This window comes from Mesorhizobium sp. 01N446, from assembly GCF_056399285.1.
The window spans coordinates 121255-135986 of record NZ_JBFTRA010000001.1 but is presented as its reverse complement, the minus strand read 5'-3'; the positions used below and the strand labels follow the sequence as shown (position 1 = coordinate 135986).

Genomic DNA, 14732 nt, shown 5'->3' with positions numbered 1-14732 from the left:
CGACGATGAACGACAAACCAGAGACTGCCGCCCGCCCCGACGCCGGCAGTGCGCCCAAGGCTTCCGACACGTCGGAAGAGGGATCAAGTCCGAGTACCGTAACCGGCAGCGCTGCCAGCGAGCCTTCGCCTGCCGGACCTTCCCTGTTCGACCGTGTTTTGGGCCTGTTTCGGCAACGCAACGGCACCAGCCTGCGCGAGGAAATCGCCGGCGCGCTGGCCGAAACGGCGAGTGATGCCGAATCCTTCTCGCCTGGCGAGCGCGCCATGCTCAACAACATCCTGCGGCTGCGCGAGGTGCGCGTCGAGGACGTCATGGTGCCGCGCGCCGACATCGAGGCGGTCGAGATCACCACGACGCTCGGCGACCTCCTGGGCACGTTCGAACAGTCCGGCCATTCCCGCATGCCGGTCTATTCCGAGACGCTCGATGATCCGCGCGGCATGGTCCATATCCGCGACGTGCTCGCTCACATCACCAAGCTCGCGCGCGTCAAGAAGGGCCGCACGACCAGGAAGACGCCGGTCGCGACGCAGCTTGATCTTGCCCAGGTCGACCTAGCGCGCACCATCGGCGAGCTCAATCTGATCCGCCAGGTCCTGTTCGTGCCGCCCTCGATGCTTGCTTCCGACCTGATGGGCCGCATGCAGACGACGCGCACGCAGATGGCGCTGGTCATCGATGAATATGGCGGCACCGACGGACTTGTCTCGCTCGAGGACATCGTCGAAATGGTCGTCGGCGACATCGAGGACGAGCATGACGATGACGAGCCGATGATTACCCAGGCTGGTGACGGCGTCTTCATCGTCGACGGCAAGGCCGAGATCGACGAGGTCGCCAAGATGATCGGCGAGGATTTCGCCGCCGGCGAACATGGCGAATATGTCGACACGATCGGCGGCATGATCTTCAACACGCTCGGCCGCGTGCCGGCGCGGGGCGAGGTGGTGCAGGCCATTCCAGGCTTCGAGTTCCATGTGCTCGATGCCGACCCACGCCGCGTCAAGCGCGTGCGCATCGTGCAAAGCCAGAAAGGCGAACGCCGCCGGCGCGCCACGGCGCGCACCGAACAGGCCTGAGTTTCCGCTGCCGATGACGGTGGACGACCCATTCAAGCACTCAAGTCTGGGGTCCGGTGTCTTCTACAGGGATCCTCGCGCCGCGCTGGCGTGGCTCGAAGCGGCTTTCGGCTTCGAACGCAGCATGGTGGTCAGCGATGCCGACGGAAAGCTTGTCCACGCCGAGATGCGGTACGGCGACTGCACCATCATCGTCGATTCCGAATGGAGCGATTACGTCGCGAGCCCGGCTTCGGTCTCGGGCAAGAACACGCAGTCTGTCTATGTCAGGCTCAAGGACGGCCTGGATGCGCATTGCGAACGGGCGCGGGCGGCCGGCGCCGACATAATCCAGGAGCCGACGGACCAGTTCTACGGCGAACGCCAGTACCGGGCCCGTGATCCCGAGGGCCATGTCTGGACCTTCAGCCAGCCCATCCGTTCCGTTTCCCGCGAAGTGGCCGAGCGGTTGAGTGGCCTGCGCATCGAGGGCTGGCACCGATAGAGGGTGATCGGGTCATTGCAGCTGATCGGTCGGCGTTTGGAGCGCGGGCCGCGGCCTGATAAATCTTGCGTCCTGATTCGCGCGACTCGGAAGTATGCATGGAGCGCCTGGCCGGCCGGATAATTCTGCTTTGGGGTTGGCGGCGTGCGCTCGTGGCCTTTCTGGCTGGAGCACTGGCGGTGCTTGGCCAGGCGCCCTACGATTTCTTCGCCGCCTGCTTCATTTCGTTTCCGTTGCTGGTGTGGCTGCTCGATGGCGCGACCGGCGAAGCCTCGGGTAGCCTGTTTCGGCGATTGCGGCCGGCCTTCGCCGTCGGCTGGTGGTTCGGCTTCGGCTATTTCCTCGCCGGTCTCTGGTGGATCGGCTCGGCGCTGCTCGTCGAGGCCGACGAGTTTGCCTGGGCGCTTCCCTTCGCCGTGGTCGGCATTCCGTTCGCGCTCGCCTTTTTCTACGGCTTCGCCACGATGGTCGCCCGGCTCCTGTGGAGCAGCGATATCGGCCGCATCGCCGCCCTTGCCTTCGGTTTCGGACTGACCGAGTGGCTGCGCGGCTTCCTGTTCACCGGTTTTCCCTGGAATGCCGTCGGCTACGCGGCAATGCCGGTGCCTCTTCTCATGCAGAGCGTCTCGGTGACCGGCATGATCGGCATGAATGCGCTTGCCGTGTTTCTTTTCGCGTTGCCGGCGCTGCTGGCGGCGCGCCGGCATCTTCGCCTGGGCGCCGCACTGTTCGTCCTGCTTGCCTCAGCCCATGTCGGTTTCGGCTATGTCAGGCTCGCCGCTCCTGAAAAGCCGGCGGAGCGCAGCCTGGATGTCCGCATCGTCCAGCCTTCCGTCGACCTCAGTGAAAAATGGGACGCCTCCGTGCGCGACCGCATCTTCGCCACCTTGCTTGGCCTGTCCGCCAAGGCGCCGGACCCCGGTCACGGCAAGCCGCAACTCATTGTCTGGCCGGAAACCTCGGTGCCGTTCCTCTTCACCGAACGCCCGGATGCCTTGACGGCGCTGGGCGACATGCTGGTCGACGGCCAGATGCTGATCGCCGGCGTCGTTCGCGAGGAAGGCGGCTCGGCGGCCGGCACCGACAGCCGCTATTACAATTCCGTGGTGGCCATCAACGACAAGGGCGAAATCGCCGATGCCGTCGACAAGGTCCATCTGGTGCCGTTCGGCGAATACCTGCCTTTCGCCGACCTGCTCAACCGTTTCGGCATCGGGCAGCTTGTCGCCGGACCGGTGACGTTCGCCGCCGGCAACGAGCGCCATCCCATCACGCTGCCGGGCGGCATCCGTGCCCTGCCTTTCATCTGTTACGAGGTGATCTTTCCCGATCTCGTGGCAGTTGACGCTACGTCAGCACAGCTTATTGTGAACGTTACCAATGATGCCTGGTTCGGGGACACACCGGGACCGTATCAGCATTTCAGGCAGGCCCAGATTCGCGCGGTGGAGAACGGATTGCCCTTGCTGCGTGCTGCCAACAACGGCATCTCGGCCGTCGTCGATCCACACGGACGCATCGTCGATGCGTTGGCGATCGACGCGCGCGGAGCCATTGATGTGAAGGTGCCGATTGCCGGACAGGCGGTCGTTTCCTCGGCCCAGCGGCGCATTAACGGAATGCTGATCATGTTGCTGTTTGCGCTGGTGGGGGCGCTGTTGAACGTAAGGCAAAGGCTACGGGTGAATTGACAGTCGACACATTAGAAACTCATACTGTATCGCCTGAAAATTTCTCGAAGTCGGTGGATCGTCTGTTGGGGCAGTCGCCTCCGGCTTTTTTTGGGCAGGAAAAAAATCACAAAGCCGAAAAAATTCGGCGAGGAAAAAATGACAGAAGAAAACAAGAAGAAACCCAATCCCATCGACATCCACGTTGGAAGCCGCGTCAGACTTCGCCGCAACATGCTCGGAATGAGCCAGGAGAAGCTGGGCGAAAATCTCGGCATCACATTTCAACAGATCCAGAAATATGAAAAGGGCACCAACCGCGTCGGCGCCAGCCGGCTGCAGGCGATAGCTTCCATACTCGGCGTGCCTGTCGCCTTCTTCTTCGAGGACGCGCCGGGCCAGGAAGCGGTGGCCGGCCGTGGCTTTTCCGAGGACGCGTCGATGGCTTTCGCCGTCGAATTCTGCGGCAGTCCCGAAGGCCTTCAGCTCAACCGGGCCTTCGTCAAGATCGCCGACGTCAAGGTGCGCCGCAGGATCATCGACCTGGTGAAGTCGCTCGCCGCCGACGATCTCGACTGACCCTCGATGCGCCTCGAACCGGCGGCATTCGCCGCCGGTGGCACAAGATATCGACATCGACAGTCGTGCCAGGATGGCGGCAACGCTTGACGAGCGGCGCTTTGCCCCGCTAACACGTGGCGCGCCAAAATCGGCAGCCTGCCGATCGTTTTTCAAGAGGGGACACCCGTGACGCGGCAGAATTACTTCTTTACCTCGGAATCCGTTGCCGAGGGCCATCCCGACAAAGTCTGCGACCGGATCTCCGACGAGATTGTCGACCTGGTCTACCGTGAAGCCAAGAAGACCGGCATGGACCCGTGGAAAGTCCGTGTCGCCTGCGAGACGCTCGCGACCACCAACCGCGTCGTCATCGCCGGCGAAGTGCGCGTCCCCGAGACGCTGCTGAAGAAGGACAAGGCCGGCAACATCCTCAAGGATGCCGCAGGCCACCCGGTCGTGAACCCGGCGAAGTTCAAATCCGTCGCCCGCAAGGCGATTCGCGAGATCGGCTACGAGCAGGCGGGCTTCCACTGGAAGACGGCCAAGATCGAGGTTCTCCTGCACGGCCAGTCGCCCGACATCGGCCAGGGCGTCGACAACGCCGCCGACCGCCAGGGCGAGGAAGGGGCCGGCGACCAGGGCATCATGTTCGGCTATGCCTGCCGCGAGACGCCGGACCTGATGCCGGCGCCGATCTACTACAGCCACAAGATCCTCGAACTGCTGGCCGCCGCCCGTCATGAAAACAACGGCGAGGCCGGCAAGCTCGGCCCGGACGCCAAGAGCCAGGTCACCGTCCGCTACATCGACGGCAAGGCCGCCGAGGCGACGCAGATCGTGCTGTCGACCCAGCATCTCGACGCGACCTGGGACTCCAAGAAGGTCCGCAAGGTCGTGGAACCCTACATCCGCGAGGCACTTGGCGATCTCAAGATCGCCGACGATTGCATGTGGTACATCAACCCGACCGGCAAGTTCGTCATCGGCGGCCCGGACGGGGACGCCGGCCTCACCGGCCGCAAGATCATCGTTGACACCTATGGCGGCGCGGCACCGCATGGCGGCGGCGCCTTCTCCGGCAAGGACACCACCAAGGTCGACCGTTCGGCGGCCTATGCGGCGCGGTACCTGGCCAAGAATGTCGTGGCCGCCAAGCTTGCCGACCGCTGCACCATCCAGCTTTCCTACGCCATCGGCGTCGCCCAGCCCCTGTCGGTCTATGTCGACCTGCACGGCACCGGCAAGGTCGACGAGGCAAAGCTCGAGGACGCGCTGCGCAGCGTGATGGATCTGTCGCCGTCAGGCATCCGCCGTCATCTCGACCTCAACAAGCCGATCTACGCCAAGACGTCGTCTTACGGCCATTTCGGCCGCAAGGCCGGCCGTGACGGGTCTTTCTCCTGGGAAAAGACCGATCTCGCCAAGGCGCTCAAGGATGCTGTCGCGGCCTGAGGCCACGACAGATCCCGCGCCGCCCGATGAGCCAGCAAGACAGGCCAAGCCGTGCGACCGAAGCCTTTTTCGGTCGTCGGCGTGGCAAGCCCGTTCGCCCGGCGCAGGCGGCGGCCCTGGAAAGCGGGCTTGACGCCTATAGGCTCGACCTGACGGCTGACGCGCCGTCGGATCTGCGCACTCTGTTCGAGACTGAAGTTTCGACCGTTCGGCTTGAGATCGGTTTCGGCGGCGGCGAACATCTTCTGCAGCGCGCCATCGAGGCGCCGACGACCGGCTTCATCGGCGTCGAGCCCTTCGTCAACGGCATGGCCAAGATGATGATGGCGGTGCGGGCAAGGCCGCTGGCCAATTTGCGGGTTCATGACGACGACGCCACGCGGCTGCTCGACTGGCTGCCGCCGGCCTCGCTCGACGGCATCGATCTTCTCTATCCCGATCCCTGGCCGAAGAAGAAGCACTGGAAGCGGCGTTTCGTCAGTCCGGTCAATCTCGAACGTTTCGCGCGCGTCCTGAAGCCGGGCTCAAAATTCCGCTTCGCGTCCGATATCGACACCTATGTAAACTGGACCTTGCTGCATTGCCGGGCGCATGGCGCCTTCGCATGGCAGGCAGCGGAAGCTGCCGACTGGCACCGCCCCTATGAGGGCTGGCCGGGCACGCGCTACGAAGCCAAGGCCATTCGCGAGGGCCGGCGGCCTGCCTATCTGACCTTTGTCAGGAAATAGGCGGCCTCGAGGATCCTCGCCAGATTTTCAGAAACGGCCGATCCTGTTGAAGATGGCCGGATCCATGCCGAGCTTGCGCAAATCGTCGGCGCGCGGCTTGCGGCCGGCTTCCACGGCGCGCGACGCGGCGACCGCGCTGCCGAATGCGGTGAAGAGATCGCCCAAGGCGGAAAATAGTCTGCGGTTGCCCATGATCTTGTCCTTTCGCGCGCCACCGCGCGCCGCTTCTGTTCGTGTCGTGGCTAACAGATAAGAGCGCCCCGCCGGCTCTCACAGGGGGATTGGCGCATGGTGGCCATGCGCCTGGAGCAATGCTGACGCTGTCAGGCCTTTTGCCGAACCGGCACGGCGGGCTTGAAAGACCGGCCATGTTGGTTTATATCAGCCTCAAATTCTTGGTCGGTATGACGAAGAGTGGGTCCACCCGGTCCCGCTCTTTTTTATTACCTGCCGATAGGTTCGAAACGACAGGTACTTGATGACTGCAACGGCAAGCGAAGGTGACGACCGCATCATCCGCGAAAGCGGCATCGATGCGCGCATTGCGCTGATCGTCCAACCGGTGCTGCGCGGCATCGGCTTTCGCCTCGTGCGGGTGCATCTGTCCGGCCAGAACGGGCTGACGCTGCAGATCATGGCCGAGCGCGAGGACGGCACCATGACCGTCGAGGACTGCGAAGAGGTCAGCCGCGCGGTGTCGCCGGCGCTCGACGTCGATGATCCGATCGAAAAGGCCTATCATCTCGAAGTGTCTTCGCCCGGCATCGACCGGCCGTTGGTGCGCAAATCGGATTTCGTGACCTGGACCGGTCATCTGGTGAAGATGGAAACATCGGTCATCGTCGCCGATCGCAAGCGCTTCAAGGGCAAGATCGCCGAGGCCGGCGAGAACGACGTGCTGATCGAGCGCGACAAGGCGGCCTATGGCGAGGAGCCGACAGTGCGCGTGCCTTACGACGCCATTGCCGAAACCCGGCTGATCCTGACCGACGACCTCATCCGCGATGCGTTGTCGAAGGACAACAGGGCGCGCAAGGAAGCCAAGAAACGTCGCGGCGAACCGGACGATGACGTGCCCGAGGGTGCGGAAGCGGACGCCACGGAAGAACACGAACAGGAAAGTTGATTGAGCTGCCGGGCGCAAAGGTCCGGCAAACAGGCTCGGGAGAAAAAACATGGTTGTAAGCGCCAACAGACTTGAACTGCTGCAGATTGCCGACGCGGTCGCGCGTGAAAAGTCGATCGACAAGTCGATCGTCATCGCCGCCATGGCCGATGCGATCCAGAAGGCGGCGCGTTCGCGATACGGCCAGGAGACCAACATCCGCGCCGACATCAACCCGAACACCGGCGAGATGAAGCTGCAGCGGCTGATGGAAGTGGTCGAAAAGGTCGACGACTACGCGACCCAGATCGCCATTTCCTCGGCCCGCGAGCGCAATCCGGATGCCCAGCTCGGCGACTTCATCGCCGAACAGCTGCCGCCAATGGATTTCGGCCGCATCGCCGCCCAGTCGGCCAAGCAGGTCATCGTGCAGAAAGTGCGCGAGGCCGAGCGTGACCGCCAGTATGACGAATACAAGGACCGCATCGGCGAGATCGTCAACGGCACCGTCAAGCGTGTCGAATATGGCAATGTCATCGTCGATCTCGGCCGTGGCGAGGCGATCATCCGCCGCGATGAGCTGATTCCGCGCGAAAACTACAAGTATGGCGACCGCGTCCGCGCCTATGTCTACGACGTGCGTCGCGAGCAGCGCGGCCCGCAGATCTTCTTGTCGCGCACCCATCCGCAGTTCATGGCGAAGCTGTTCACCATGGAAGTGCCGGAAATCTATGACGGCATCATCGAGATCAAGTCGGTCGCCCGCGATCCGGGCTCGCGCGCCAAGATCGCCGTCATCTCGCGCGATTCCTCGATCGATCCGGTCGGCGCCTGCGTCGGTATGCGCGGCAGCCGCGTCCAGGCCGTCGTCGGCGAATTGCAGGGCGAGAAGATCGACATCATTCCGTGGTCGCCCTCGGCCGCCTCCTTCATCGTCAATGCGCTGCAGCCGGCGGAAGTCGCCAAGGTCGTGCTCGACGAGGACGCCGAGCGCATCGAAGTGGTGGTTCCCGACGATCAGCTGTCGCTGGCCATCGGCCGCCGCGGCCAGAACGTGCGTCTCGCCTCGCAGCTCACCGGCTGGGATATCGACATCCTGACCGAGGCCGAGGAATCCGAGCGCCGCCAGAAGGAATTCGTCGAGCGTTCGGCGCTGTTCATGGAAGCCCTCGATGTCGACGAGATGGTCGGCCAGGTGCTGGCCTCCGAAGGCTTCACCAGCGTCGAGGAAGTCGCCTATGTCGACGCTGGCGAGATCGCCTCGATCGATGGTTTCGACGAAGACACCGCTTCCGAAATCCAGACCCGTGCCCGCGAATACCTCGAGAAGATCGAGGCCGAGCATGACGAGAAGCGCAAGGCGCTGGGCGTCAAGGACGAGTTGCGCGAAATCCCCGGCATCACCACCGCCATGATGGTGACGCTCGGCGAGGACGGCGTGAAGACGGTCGAGGATTTCGCCGGCTATGCCGCCGACGACCTGACCGGCTGGAAGGAACGCAAGGACGGCGAGACCAAGGTCTATCCGGGCGTGCTGGCCAATCACGGTGTTTCGCGCGCCGATGCCGAACAGATGGTGCTCAATGCCCGTCTCAAGGCCGGCTGGATTTCCGAAGACGAGCTTGCGGCCGAAGAAGCATCGGCTGACGAAGCCGTTGGTGCGTGAGGTGAAACCGCATCGCACACAACCCGCCCTTGGACGAGATGAACGATCGCACCTGCATCGTTACCCGCAAGCAGGCCGAACCGGATGATCTGATCCGGTTCGTCGTCGGCCCGGATTCGGCCGTCGTTCCCGATCTCAAGAGAAATCTGCCCGGCCGCGGTTGCTGGGTGAGTGCCGACCGCCTACATATCGACAAGGCGGCGGCCAAGAACCTTTTTGCCCGCGCCTTCAAGGCACAGGTGATCGTGCCGCCCGATCTCGGCGGCATGGTTGATGGGCTGCTTTCCAGATCCGCTCTGGGCATGCTGGGTCTCGCCCGCAAGGCAGGCGCGATTTCTCTTGGTGCCACCAAGGTTGAGAGTGCCGTGCGCGGCGGGCTGGCGCTTTTCGTGCTCCACGCGACCGAAGCGTCGGACGATGGCGTGCGAAAGATCAGCCAGGCGCGGCGGGCGACCGTCCATATTGGCGGTCCTTCCATCCTTGCCTACAAACTTTTCTCCGAGGCCGAGTTGAGCTTGGCATTGGGGGGTACAAATGTGATACATGCTGCCGTCCTCGCGGGAGACGCGGGTAAGGCGGTCCAGAAGCGCATGGTTGCGCTCGACCGATATCGGGGCGGTACCCCGGACGATCTGGCAATGCTTGCGGCCGTTGCTGACGAAGATGAGCCCGCAGAGGATATGGAATGAGCGATACGAAATCGGGCGACGACAAGACGTTGAGTGTTACACCGAAGAAGACCTTGACGCTGAAGCGCCCCGGCATGGAACAGGGCACCGTGCGCCAGAATTTCTCGCATGGCCGTACCAAGTCGGTCGTGGTCGAGACCAAGAAGCGCAAATTCTCCCTGCCCGGCGACAAGCCGGAGCCGGTTGCCGCTGCCCCTGTGCCTGTCTTCACGCCGAAGCCGCCGGTTGCCGCGGCCCCTGTCGTGCAGGAAGCGCCGAAGGCGCCGCCTCCGCCGCCCGCTCCCGTCGAGCGCAGCGGCATGGTGCTGAACGAACTGTCGCGCAGCGAAATGGAAGCCCGCCGCAGGGCGCTCGAGGGCTCGAAGGTCCGCGAGGTCGAAGACCGTCAGCGCGCCGCCGAAGAGGCCAAGCGCCGGGCCGAGGACGAAGAGCGCCGCAAGCGCGAGCGCGAGGAATCCGCGCGCCGCCAGGCCGAGGAAGAGGCGCGGTTGCAGACCGAGGCCGAATCGCGCCGCCGCGCCGAGGAAGAGGCACGCCGCCGCGCGCCGCTGGCCGCGGAACTGGCAACCGCGGACGAAGAGGAAGAAGTCAAGCCGAAGCGGGCTGGCGCAGGCGCGCCGGTGCGCCGCCTGGTCACGCCCGAAGTGGCGCGTCCGGCCAAGCCGACCAAGGGCGAGGAAGATCGCCGCCGTGGCAAGCTGACGCTGAATTCCGCGCTTTCCGACGAGGATGCGCGGGCCCGTTCGCTGTCGTCGATGCGTCGCCGCCAGGAGAAGTTCAAGCGCGCGATGCATAATGAGCCGCGCGAGAAAGTCATGCGCGAAGTGATCCTGCCCGAGACCATCACCATCCAGGAACTGGCGCAACGCATGTCCGAACGTGCGGTCGATGTGGTCAAGTTCTTCATGAAGCAGGGCCAGATCCTCAAGCCGGGCGACGTCATCGACGCCGACACGGCCGAGCTGGTCGCCACCGAATTCGGCCACACGGTCCGCCGCGTTGCCGAGTCCGACATCGAGGAGGGCCTGTTCAACATCGCCGACAATGCCGAGGACCTGGTGCCGCGTCCGCCGGTCGTGACCATCATGGGCCACGTCGACCACGGCAAGACCTCGCTGCTCGACGCCATCCGCAATGCCAATGTAGTCTCCGGCGAGGYCGGCGGCATCACCCAGCATATCGGGGCCTATCAGGTCGAGAAGAATGGTCAGAAGATCACCTTCATCGACACGCCCGGCCACGCCGCCTTCACGGCGATGCGTGCTCGCGGCGCCCAAGCCACCGACATCGCCATCCTGGTGGTGGCGGCCGATGACAGCGTGATGCCGCAGACGATCGAATCGATCAGCCATGCCAAGGCGGCCGGCGTTCCGATCATCGTGGCGATCAACAAGATCGACAAGCACGACGCCGATCCGCAGAAGGTGCGCTCCGAACTGCTGCGCCATGAGGTCTTCGTCGAATCGATGGGCGGTGAAGTGCTTGATGTCGAAGTGTCGGCGACCAAGGGCACCAATCTCGACAAGCTGCTCGAGGCGATCCTGCTGCAGGCCGAAATCCTCGACCTGAAGGCCAATCCGGATCGTACCGCCGAAGGCGTCGTCATCGAAGCGCAGCTCGACAAGGGCCGTGGCCCGGTTGCCACCGTGCTGGTGCAGACCGGCACGCTGATGCCTGGCGACATCCTTGTTGCCGGCAACGAATGGGGCCGCGTGCGCGCTCTGGTCAACGATCGCGGCGAGCAGATCAAGGAAGCGCCGCCGGCGATGCCGGTCGAGGTGCTCGGCCTTCAGGGAACCCCGCAGGCGGGTGACCGCTTCGCCGTGGTTAACAACGAGGCCCGCGCCCGCGAAATCACCGAGTATCGCCAGCGTCTGGCGCGCGAAAAGGCAGTGGCCAAGCATGCCGGCCAGCGCGGTTCGCTCGAACAGATGATGTCGCAGTTGCAGACGAGCGGGCTGAAGGAATTCCCGCTGGTCATCAAGGGCGACGTGCAGGGTTCGATCGAGGCGATCAACGCCGCGTTGGACAAGCTCGGCACAGACGAGGTGCGTGCGCGCATCGTTCATGCCGGCGCCGGCGCCATCACCGAAAGCGACGTCTCGCTGGCGGAAACCTCTGGTGCGGCGATCATCGGCTTCAACGTCCGTGCCAACGTGCAGGCACGGGCCGCGGCCGCGGCCGCGGGCATCGAAATCCGCTACTACTCGATCATCTACAACCTCGTTGATGATGTGAAGGCGGCTCTGTCGGGCCTGCTGTCGCCGGAGCGTCGCGAGACCTTCATCGGCAATGCCGAGATCCTCGAAATCTTCGACATCACCAAGGTCGGCAAGATCGCCGGCTGCCGTGTCACCGAAGGCAAGGTCGAGCGCGGCGCGGGCGTGCGCCTGATCCGCGACAACGTCGTCATCCACGAAGGCACTCTGAAGACGCTGAAGCGCTTCAAGGACGAGGTTTCGGAAGTCCCCGGCGGCCAGGAGTGCGGCATGGCCTTCCAGAACTACGAGGACATGCGCGTCGGCGACATCATCGAGTGCTTCCGCGTCGAGATGGTGACCCGGACGCTCTGAGTTCGCGTGACTTGTCGGTACCGGGCGGTGGTCGAAAGACCGCCGCCTAAAGCCTTTGAGAATGACCCGTTTGAGACATGCGGCGCGGTCCTATCCCGCGCCTCACGCTTTCAGGATTGAGAAGAATGCCCCGTCCAACCACATCCAGCCCGTCCCAGCGTATGCTGCGCGTTGCCGAACAGGTGCGCCATGCGCTCTCCGAAACCTTGCAGCGCGGCGAGATCATCGATCCGCTGATCGAAAACACCGTGGTTTCGGTCTCGGAAGTGCGCATGTCGCCCGACCTGAGGGTTGCCACCGCTTTCGTCTCGCCGCTCGGCGCAAAGGATACGGATGCGGTTGTCGAGGCGCTGAACAAGCATGCGAAATTCGTCCGGGGCCGTGTCTCCGGCGCCTTGCGGCAGATGAAATTCATGCCGGAGTTCCGCTTCAAGCTCGACACGTCCTTCGACAATTTCGCCAGGATCAACGATCTCCTGAAGTCGCCCGAAGTGGCGCGCGATCTCGATGCGGACGACGACAAGACCAAGGATGACGGGGCCAAAGACGACAGGGCCAAAGACGACAAGGACAGCGAATAATGGGGCGCCGCGGCAAGAAGAAGGGCCGGCCGGTTTCCGGCTGGGTGGTGCTGGACAAGCCGGTCGGCATGGGCTCGACCGAGGCCGTCTCCAAGATCAAATGGCTGTTCCAGGCGGAAAAGGCCGGCCATGCCGGCACGCTCGATCCGCTGGCTTCCGGCATGCTGCCGATCGCGCTCGGTGAAGCCACCAAGACCGTGCCCTATGTGCAGGACGGCGCCAAGATCTACCGCTTCACCGTCGCTTGGGGGCAGGAGCGCTCGACCGACGACCTTGAAGGGCCGGTGACCAAGAGTTCCGACCTGCGTCCGGCGGAAGCCGAGGTGAAGGCGCTGCTGCCGAAATACACCGGCGTGATCATGCAGACGCCGCCGCAATTCTCGGCCATCAAGATCGCGGGCGAACGCGCCTACGACCTTGCCCGCGAAGGCGAGACGGTCGACATTCCCGCGCGGGAGATCGAGATCGGCCGTTTGGATGTCATCGAGCACCACGCCGATCACACCGTTTTCGAGGTTGAATGCGGCAAGGGTACCTATGTGCGCTCGCTGGCCCGCGATATGGGCCGCGACCTCGGCTGCTTCGGCCATATCAGCGATTTGCGCCGGGTCGAGGTCGAGCCGTTCACGTCTGAAGATTTCGTCACCATCGCCGAGCTCGAGGCGGCCCGCTTCGGCGCGCCGGGCGAAGACAAGCCTGAGCCCGCCGACGATGCCGATGCGATTGACGTGCCGATAGACTTCGGCGCGATCGACGCGCTTTTGGTCGACACGTCAGCGGCTCTCGACTGCCTGCCGCAGATCGCCATCAGCGACGATGCGGCGACCAAGATCCGCCTCGGCAACCCCGTCATCATTCGCGGCCGCGATGCGCCTGTCGAGGCTGAGGAAGCCTGCGCGACGGCTCGCGGCAAGCTGGTGGCCATCGGCGCGATCGAACAAGGCATGTTCAAGCCCAAGCGGGTCTTTGCCGGTTGACGGCTCTCGGCTAACTTCACGTCGACTCTACGCTCGAGGGGCATATGGCTATGGCCGAGGCGGTGAAAAAGCGGGCGCCGGTGAAGACGAGGCGGCCGCCGGTCGGCGCTTCGCCGGGCACGCTGATTGCCGACCCGGCGGCGCGACGCTCCGAATTGCGGCTGACCTTGATCTCGCCGCAGAAGTTCAGGACCATCGACAATGCCAGCATCGACGACGTCAGTGCCAATTGCGACAAATGGCCGGTCATCTGGCTCGACTGTACCGGCCTCGCCAACATCCAGCTGATCGAAGAGATCGGCCGCATTTTCAACCTGCATCCGCTGGCCTTGGAGGATGTCGTCAACACCGGCCAGCGGCCGAAGGTGGATTTCTTCGAAGACCATGCCTTCGTCGTCGTCAGGATGATCGACGATGTCACCGCCCACCGCTACGAACAGATAGCCGTCTTCTTCGGCAAGAACTTTGTCGTCACTTTTCAGGAGCGGGAGGGCGATCCGTTCGACCCGGTGCGCAAGCGCATCGAAAGCTCGATGCCCAACCGCTTGCGTGCACGCGGTGCTGACTATCTTGCCTATGCGCTGATCGACGCCATAGTCGACAGCTATTTCCCGCCCATCGAAGCGGCCGGAGAAATGGTCGACAGCATCGAGGACGAGATGCTGCACACGCCGCACAAACACCAGATGCGGCAGCTGCATGAGTTGCGGCGTGACGCCAACGTGTTGAAGGGCGTGCTTTGGCCCATGCGCGATGCACTGGCGACGATGATCCGTAACGACGTGCCCTTTGTGAAAGCCGAGACCAAGGTCTTCCTCAACGACACGCTTGATCATTCGCTGCGATTGATCGAACTGGTCGAAAATCAGCGCGACATGCTGACCGGGCTGATCGAGATGCATCTGTCGCTGAGCCAGGCACGCACCAACGACGTCATCAGCTATCTCACCATCGTCTCGGTAATCTTCATGCCGCTCACCTTCCTGGTCGGCGTCTGGGGCATGAATTTCAATCCCGATACCTCGCCATGGAACATGCCGGAACTGCGGGCCTACTATGGTTATCCGGCGGCACTCGTCTTCATGCTGCTTGTCGCGGTCGGCTTGATTGCCTTCTTCAAGTGGAAGAAATGGCTCTAAAGGCGACAAAACTTGCCGTCTTGGC

At 63.5% G+C, this 14732-nt stretch carries 14 protein-coding genes; 13 read left to right on the top strand and 1 reads right to left on the bottom strand.

Annotated elements, in window-relative coordinates; all coding sequences use genetic code 11:
- The first annotated feature begins 5 nt into the window (after nt 1-5).
- The 6 genes from AC1DPX_RS00615 (at nt 6) to trmB (ending at nt 5977) form a co-directional block, all read left to right on the top strand.
- The gene (locus AC1DPX_RS00615) at nt 6-1082 is read left to right on the top strand and encodes a hemolysin family protein (RefSeq protein WP_202356340.1); all 1077 of its coding nucleotides are present in this window, start codon (nt 6-8) and stop codon (nt 1080-1082) included.
- Nucleotides 1083-1095: 13 nt separating this feature from the next.
- Nucleotides 1096-1566, top strand: a complete 471-nt coding sequence (locus tag AC1DPX_RS00610; protein WP_477233868.1) for a VOC family protein — start codon at nt 1096-1098, stop codon at nt 1564-1566.
- Between the two features lie 98 nt (nt 1567-1664).
- Nucleotides 1665-3257 carry an apolipoprotein N-acyltransferase gene (gene lnt, locus AC1DPX_RS00605; protein WP_477233866.1) on the top strand — a complete coding sequence of 531 codons (1593 nt, stop codon included), beginning with the start codon at nt 1665-1667 and terminating at the stop codon, nt 3255-3257.
- A gap of 138 nt (nt 3258-3395) precedes the next feature.
- A complete protein-coding gene (locus tag AC1DPX_RS00600) occupies nt 3396-3815 on the top strand; it encodes a helix-turn-helix domain-containing protein (protein ID WP_027032979.1) in 420 nt (139 codons plus the stop codon).
- Between the two features lie 168 nt (nt 3816-3983).
- A complete protein-coding gene (gene metK / locus AC1DPX_RS00595) occupies nt 3984-5249 on the top strand; it encodes a methionine adenosyltransferase (RefSeq protein ID WP_056569917.1) in 1266 nt (421 codons plus the stop codon).
- A 26-nt stretch (nt 5250-5275) separates the two neighbouring features.
- Nucleotides 5276-5977 carry a tRNA (guanine(46)-N(7))-methyltransferase TrmB gene (trmB, locus tag AC1DPX_RS00590; protein WP_202356337.1) on the top strand — a complete coding sequence of 234 codons (702 nt, stop codon included), beginning with the start codon at nt 5276-5278 and terminating at the stop codon, nt 5975-5977.
- Between the two features lie 27 nt (nt 5978-6004).
- Here trmB and AC1DPX_RS00585 read toward each other — a convergent pair whose 3' ends face one another.
- Complete coding sequence (locus tag AC1DPX_RS00585) at nt 6005-6169, bottom strand: hypothetical protein (protein ID WP_477233864.1); 165 nt, start codon at nt 6167-6169, stop codon at nt 6005-6007.
- 286 nt (nt 6170-6455) lie between these two features.
- On the opposite strand from AC1DPX_RS00585, the gene rimP reads away from it, so the two are divergent.
- The 7 genes from rimP to corA all read left to right on the top strand — a co-directional run bounded on the left by rimP (nt 6456) and on the right by corA (nt 14707).
- Nucleotides 6456-7103, top strand: a complete 648-nt coding sequence (rimP, locus tag AC1DPX_RS00580; protein ID WP_010913319.1) for a ribosome maturation factor RimP — start codon at nt 6456-6458, stop codon at nt 7101-7103.
- A 49-nt stretch (nt 7104-7152) separates the two neighbouring features.
- Nucleotides 7153-8748 (top strand): transcription termination factor NusA, encoded by a 1596-nt coding sequence (gene nusA / locus AC1DPX_RS00575; RefSeq protein WP_202356336.1) that lies wholly within the window; start codon nt 7153-7155, stop codon nt 8746-8748.
- A gap of 38 nt (nt 8749-8786) precedes the next feature.
- A complete protein-coding gene (locus AC1DPX_RS00570) occupies nt 8787-9437 on the top strand; it encodes an RNA-binding protein (RefSeq protein ID WP_202356335.1) in 651 nt (216 codons plus the stop codon).
- Nucleotides 9434-12010, top strand: coding sequence for a translation initiation factor IF-2 (gene infB, locus AC1DPX_RS00565; RefSeq protein WP_477233862.1), 2577 nt, complete (start codon nt 9434-9436; stop codon nt 12008-12010). The genes AC1DPX_RS00570 and infB overlap by 4 nt, the downstream gene beginning before the upstream one ends.
- Nucleotides 12011-12135: 125 nt before the next feature.
- Nucleotides 12136-12591 carry a 30S ribosome-binding factor RbfA gene (gene rbfA / locus AC1DPX_RS00560; RefSeq protein WP_202356333.1) on the top strand — a complete coding sequence of 152 codons (456 nt, stop codon included), beginning with the start codon at nt 12136-12138 and terminating at the stop codon, nt 12589-12591.
- Nucleotides 12591-13568 carry a tRNA pseudouridine(55) synthase TruB gene (gene truB / locus AC1DPX_RS00555; RefSeq protein WP_477233860.1) on the top strand — a complete coding sequence of 326 codons (978 nt, stop codon included), beginning with the start codon at nt 12591-12593 and terminating at the stop codon, nt 13566-13568. Before rbfA ends, truB begins: the two co-directional genes overlap by 1 nt.
- Nucleotides 13569-13612: 44 nt before the next feature.
- Entirely contained in the window at nt 13613-14707 is a 1095-nt protein-coding gene (gene corA / locus AC1DPX_RS00550; RefSeq protein ID WP_477233858.1) for a magnesium/cobalt transporter CorA, read from the top strand.
- The last annotated feature ends 25 nt before the right edge of the window (nt 14708-14732 follow it).

Bases quoted from the DNA above. Each gene is read 5' to 3' on its own strand.
- AC1DPX_RS00615 (WP_202356340.1), top strand. From the start codon at position 6: ATGAACGACAAACCAGAGACTGCCGCCCGCCCCGACGCCGGCAGTGCG.
- AC1DPX_RS00610 (WP_477233868.1), top strand. From the start codon at position 1,096: ATGACGGTGGACGACCCATTCAAGCACTCAAGTCTGGGGTCCGGTGTC.
- lnt (WP_477233866.1), top strand. From the start codon at position 1,665: ATGGAGCGCCTGGCCGGCCGGATAATTCTGCTTTGGGGTTGGCGGCGT.
- AC1DPX_RS00600 (WP_027032979.1), top strand. From the start codon at position 3,396: ATGACAGAAGAAAACAAGAAGAAACCCAATCCCATCGACATCCACGTT.
- trmB (WP_202356337.1), top strand. From the start codon at position 5,276: ATGAGCCAGCAAGACAGGCCAAGCCGTGCGACCGAAGCCTTTTTCGGT.
- AC1DPX_RS00585 (WP_477233864.1), bottom strand. From the start codon at position 6,169: ATGGGCAACCGCAGACTATTTTCCGCCTTGGGCGATCTCTTCACCGCA.
- rimP (WP_010913319.1), top strand. From the start codon at position 6,456: ATGACTGCAACGGCAAGCGAAGGTGACGACCGCATCATCCGCGAAAGC.
- nusA (WP_202356336.1), top strand. From the start codon at position 7,153: ATGGTTGTAAGCGCCAACAGACTTGAACTGCTGCAGATTGCCGACGCG.
- AC1DPX_RS00570 (WP_202356335.1), top strand. From the start codon at position 8,787: ATGAACGATCGCACCTGCATCGTTACCCGCAAGCAGGCCGAACCGGAT.
- rbfA (WP_202356333.1), top strand. From the start codon at position 12,136: ATGCCCCGTCCAACCACATCCAGCCCGTCCCAGCGTATGCTGCGCGTT.
- truB (WP_477233860.1), top strand. From the start codon at position 12,591: ATGGGGCGCCGCGGCAAGAAGAAGGGCCGGCCGGTTTCCGGCTGGGTG.
- corA (WP_477233858.1), top strand. From the start codon at position 13,613: ATGGCTATGGCCGAGGCGGTGAAAAAGCGGGCGCCGGTGAAGACGAGG.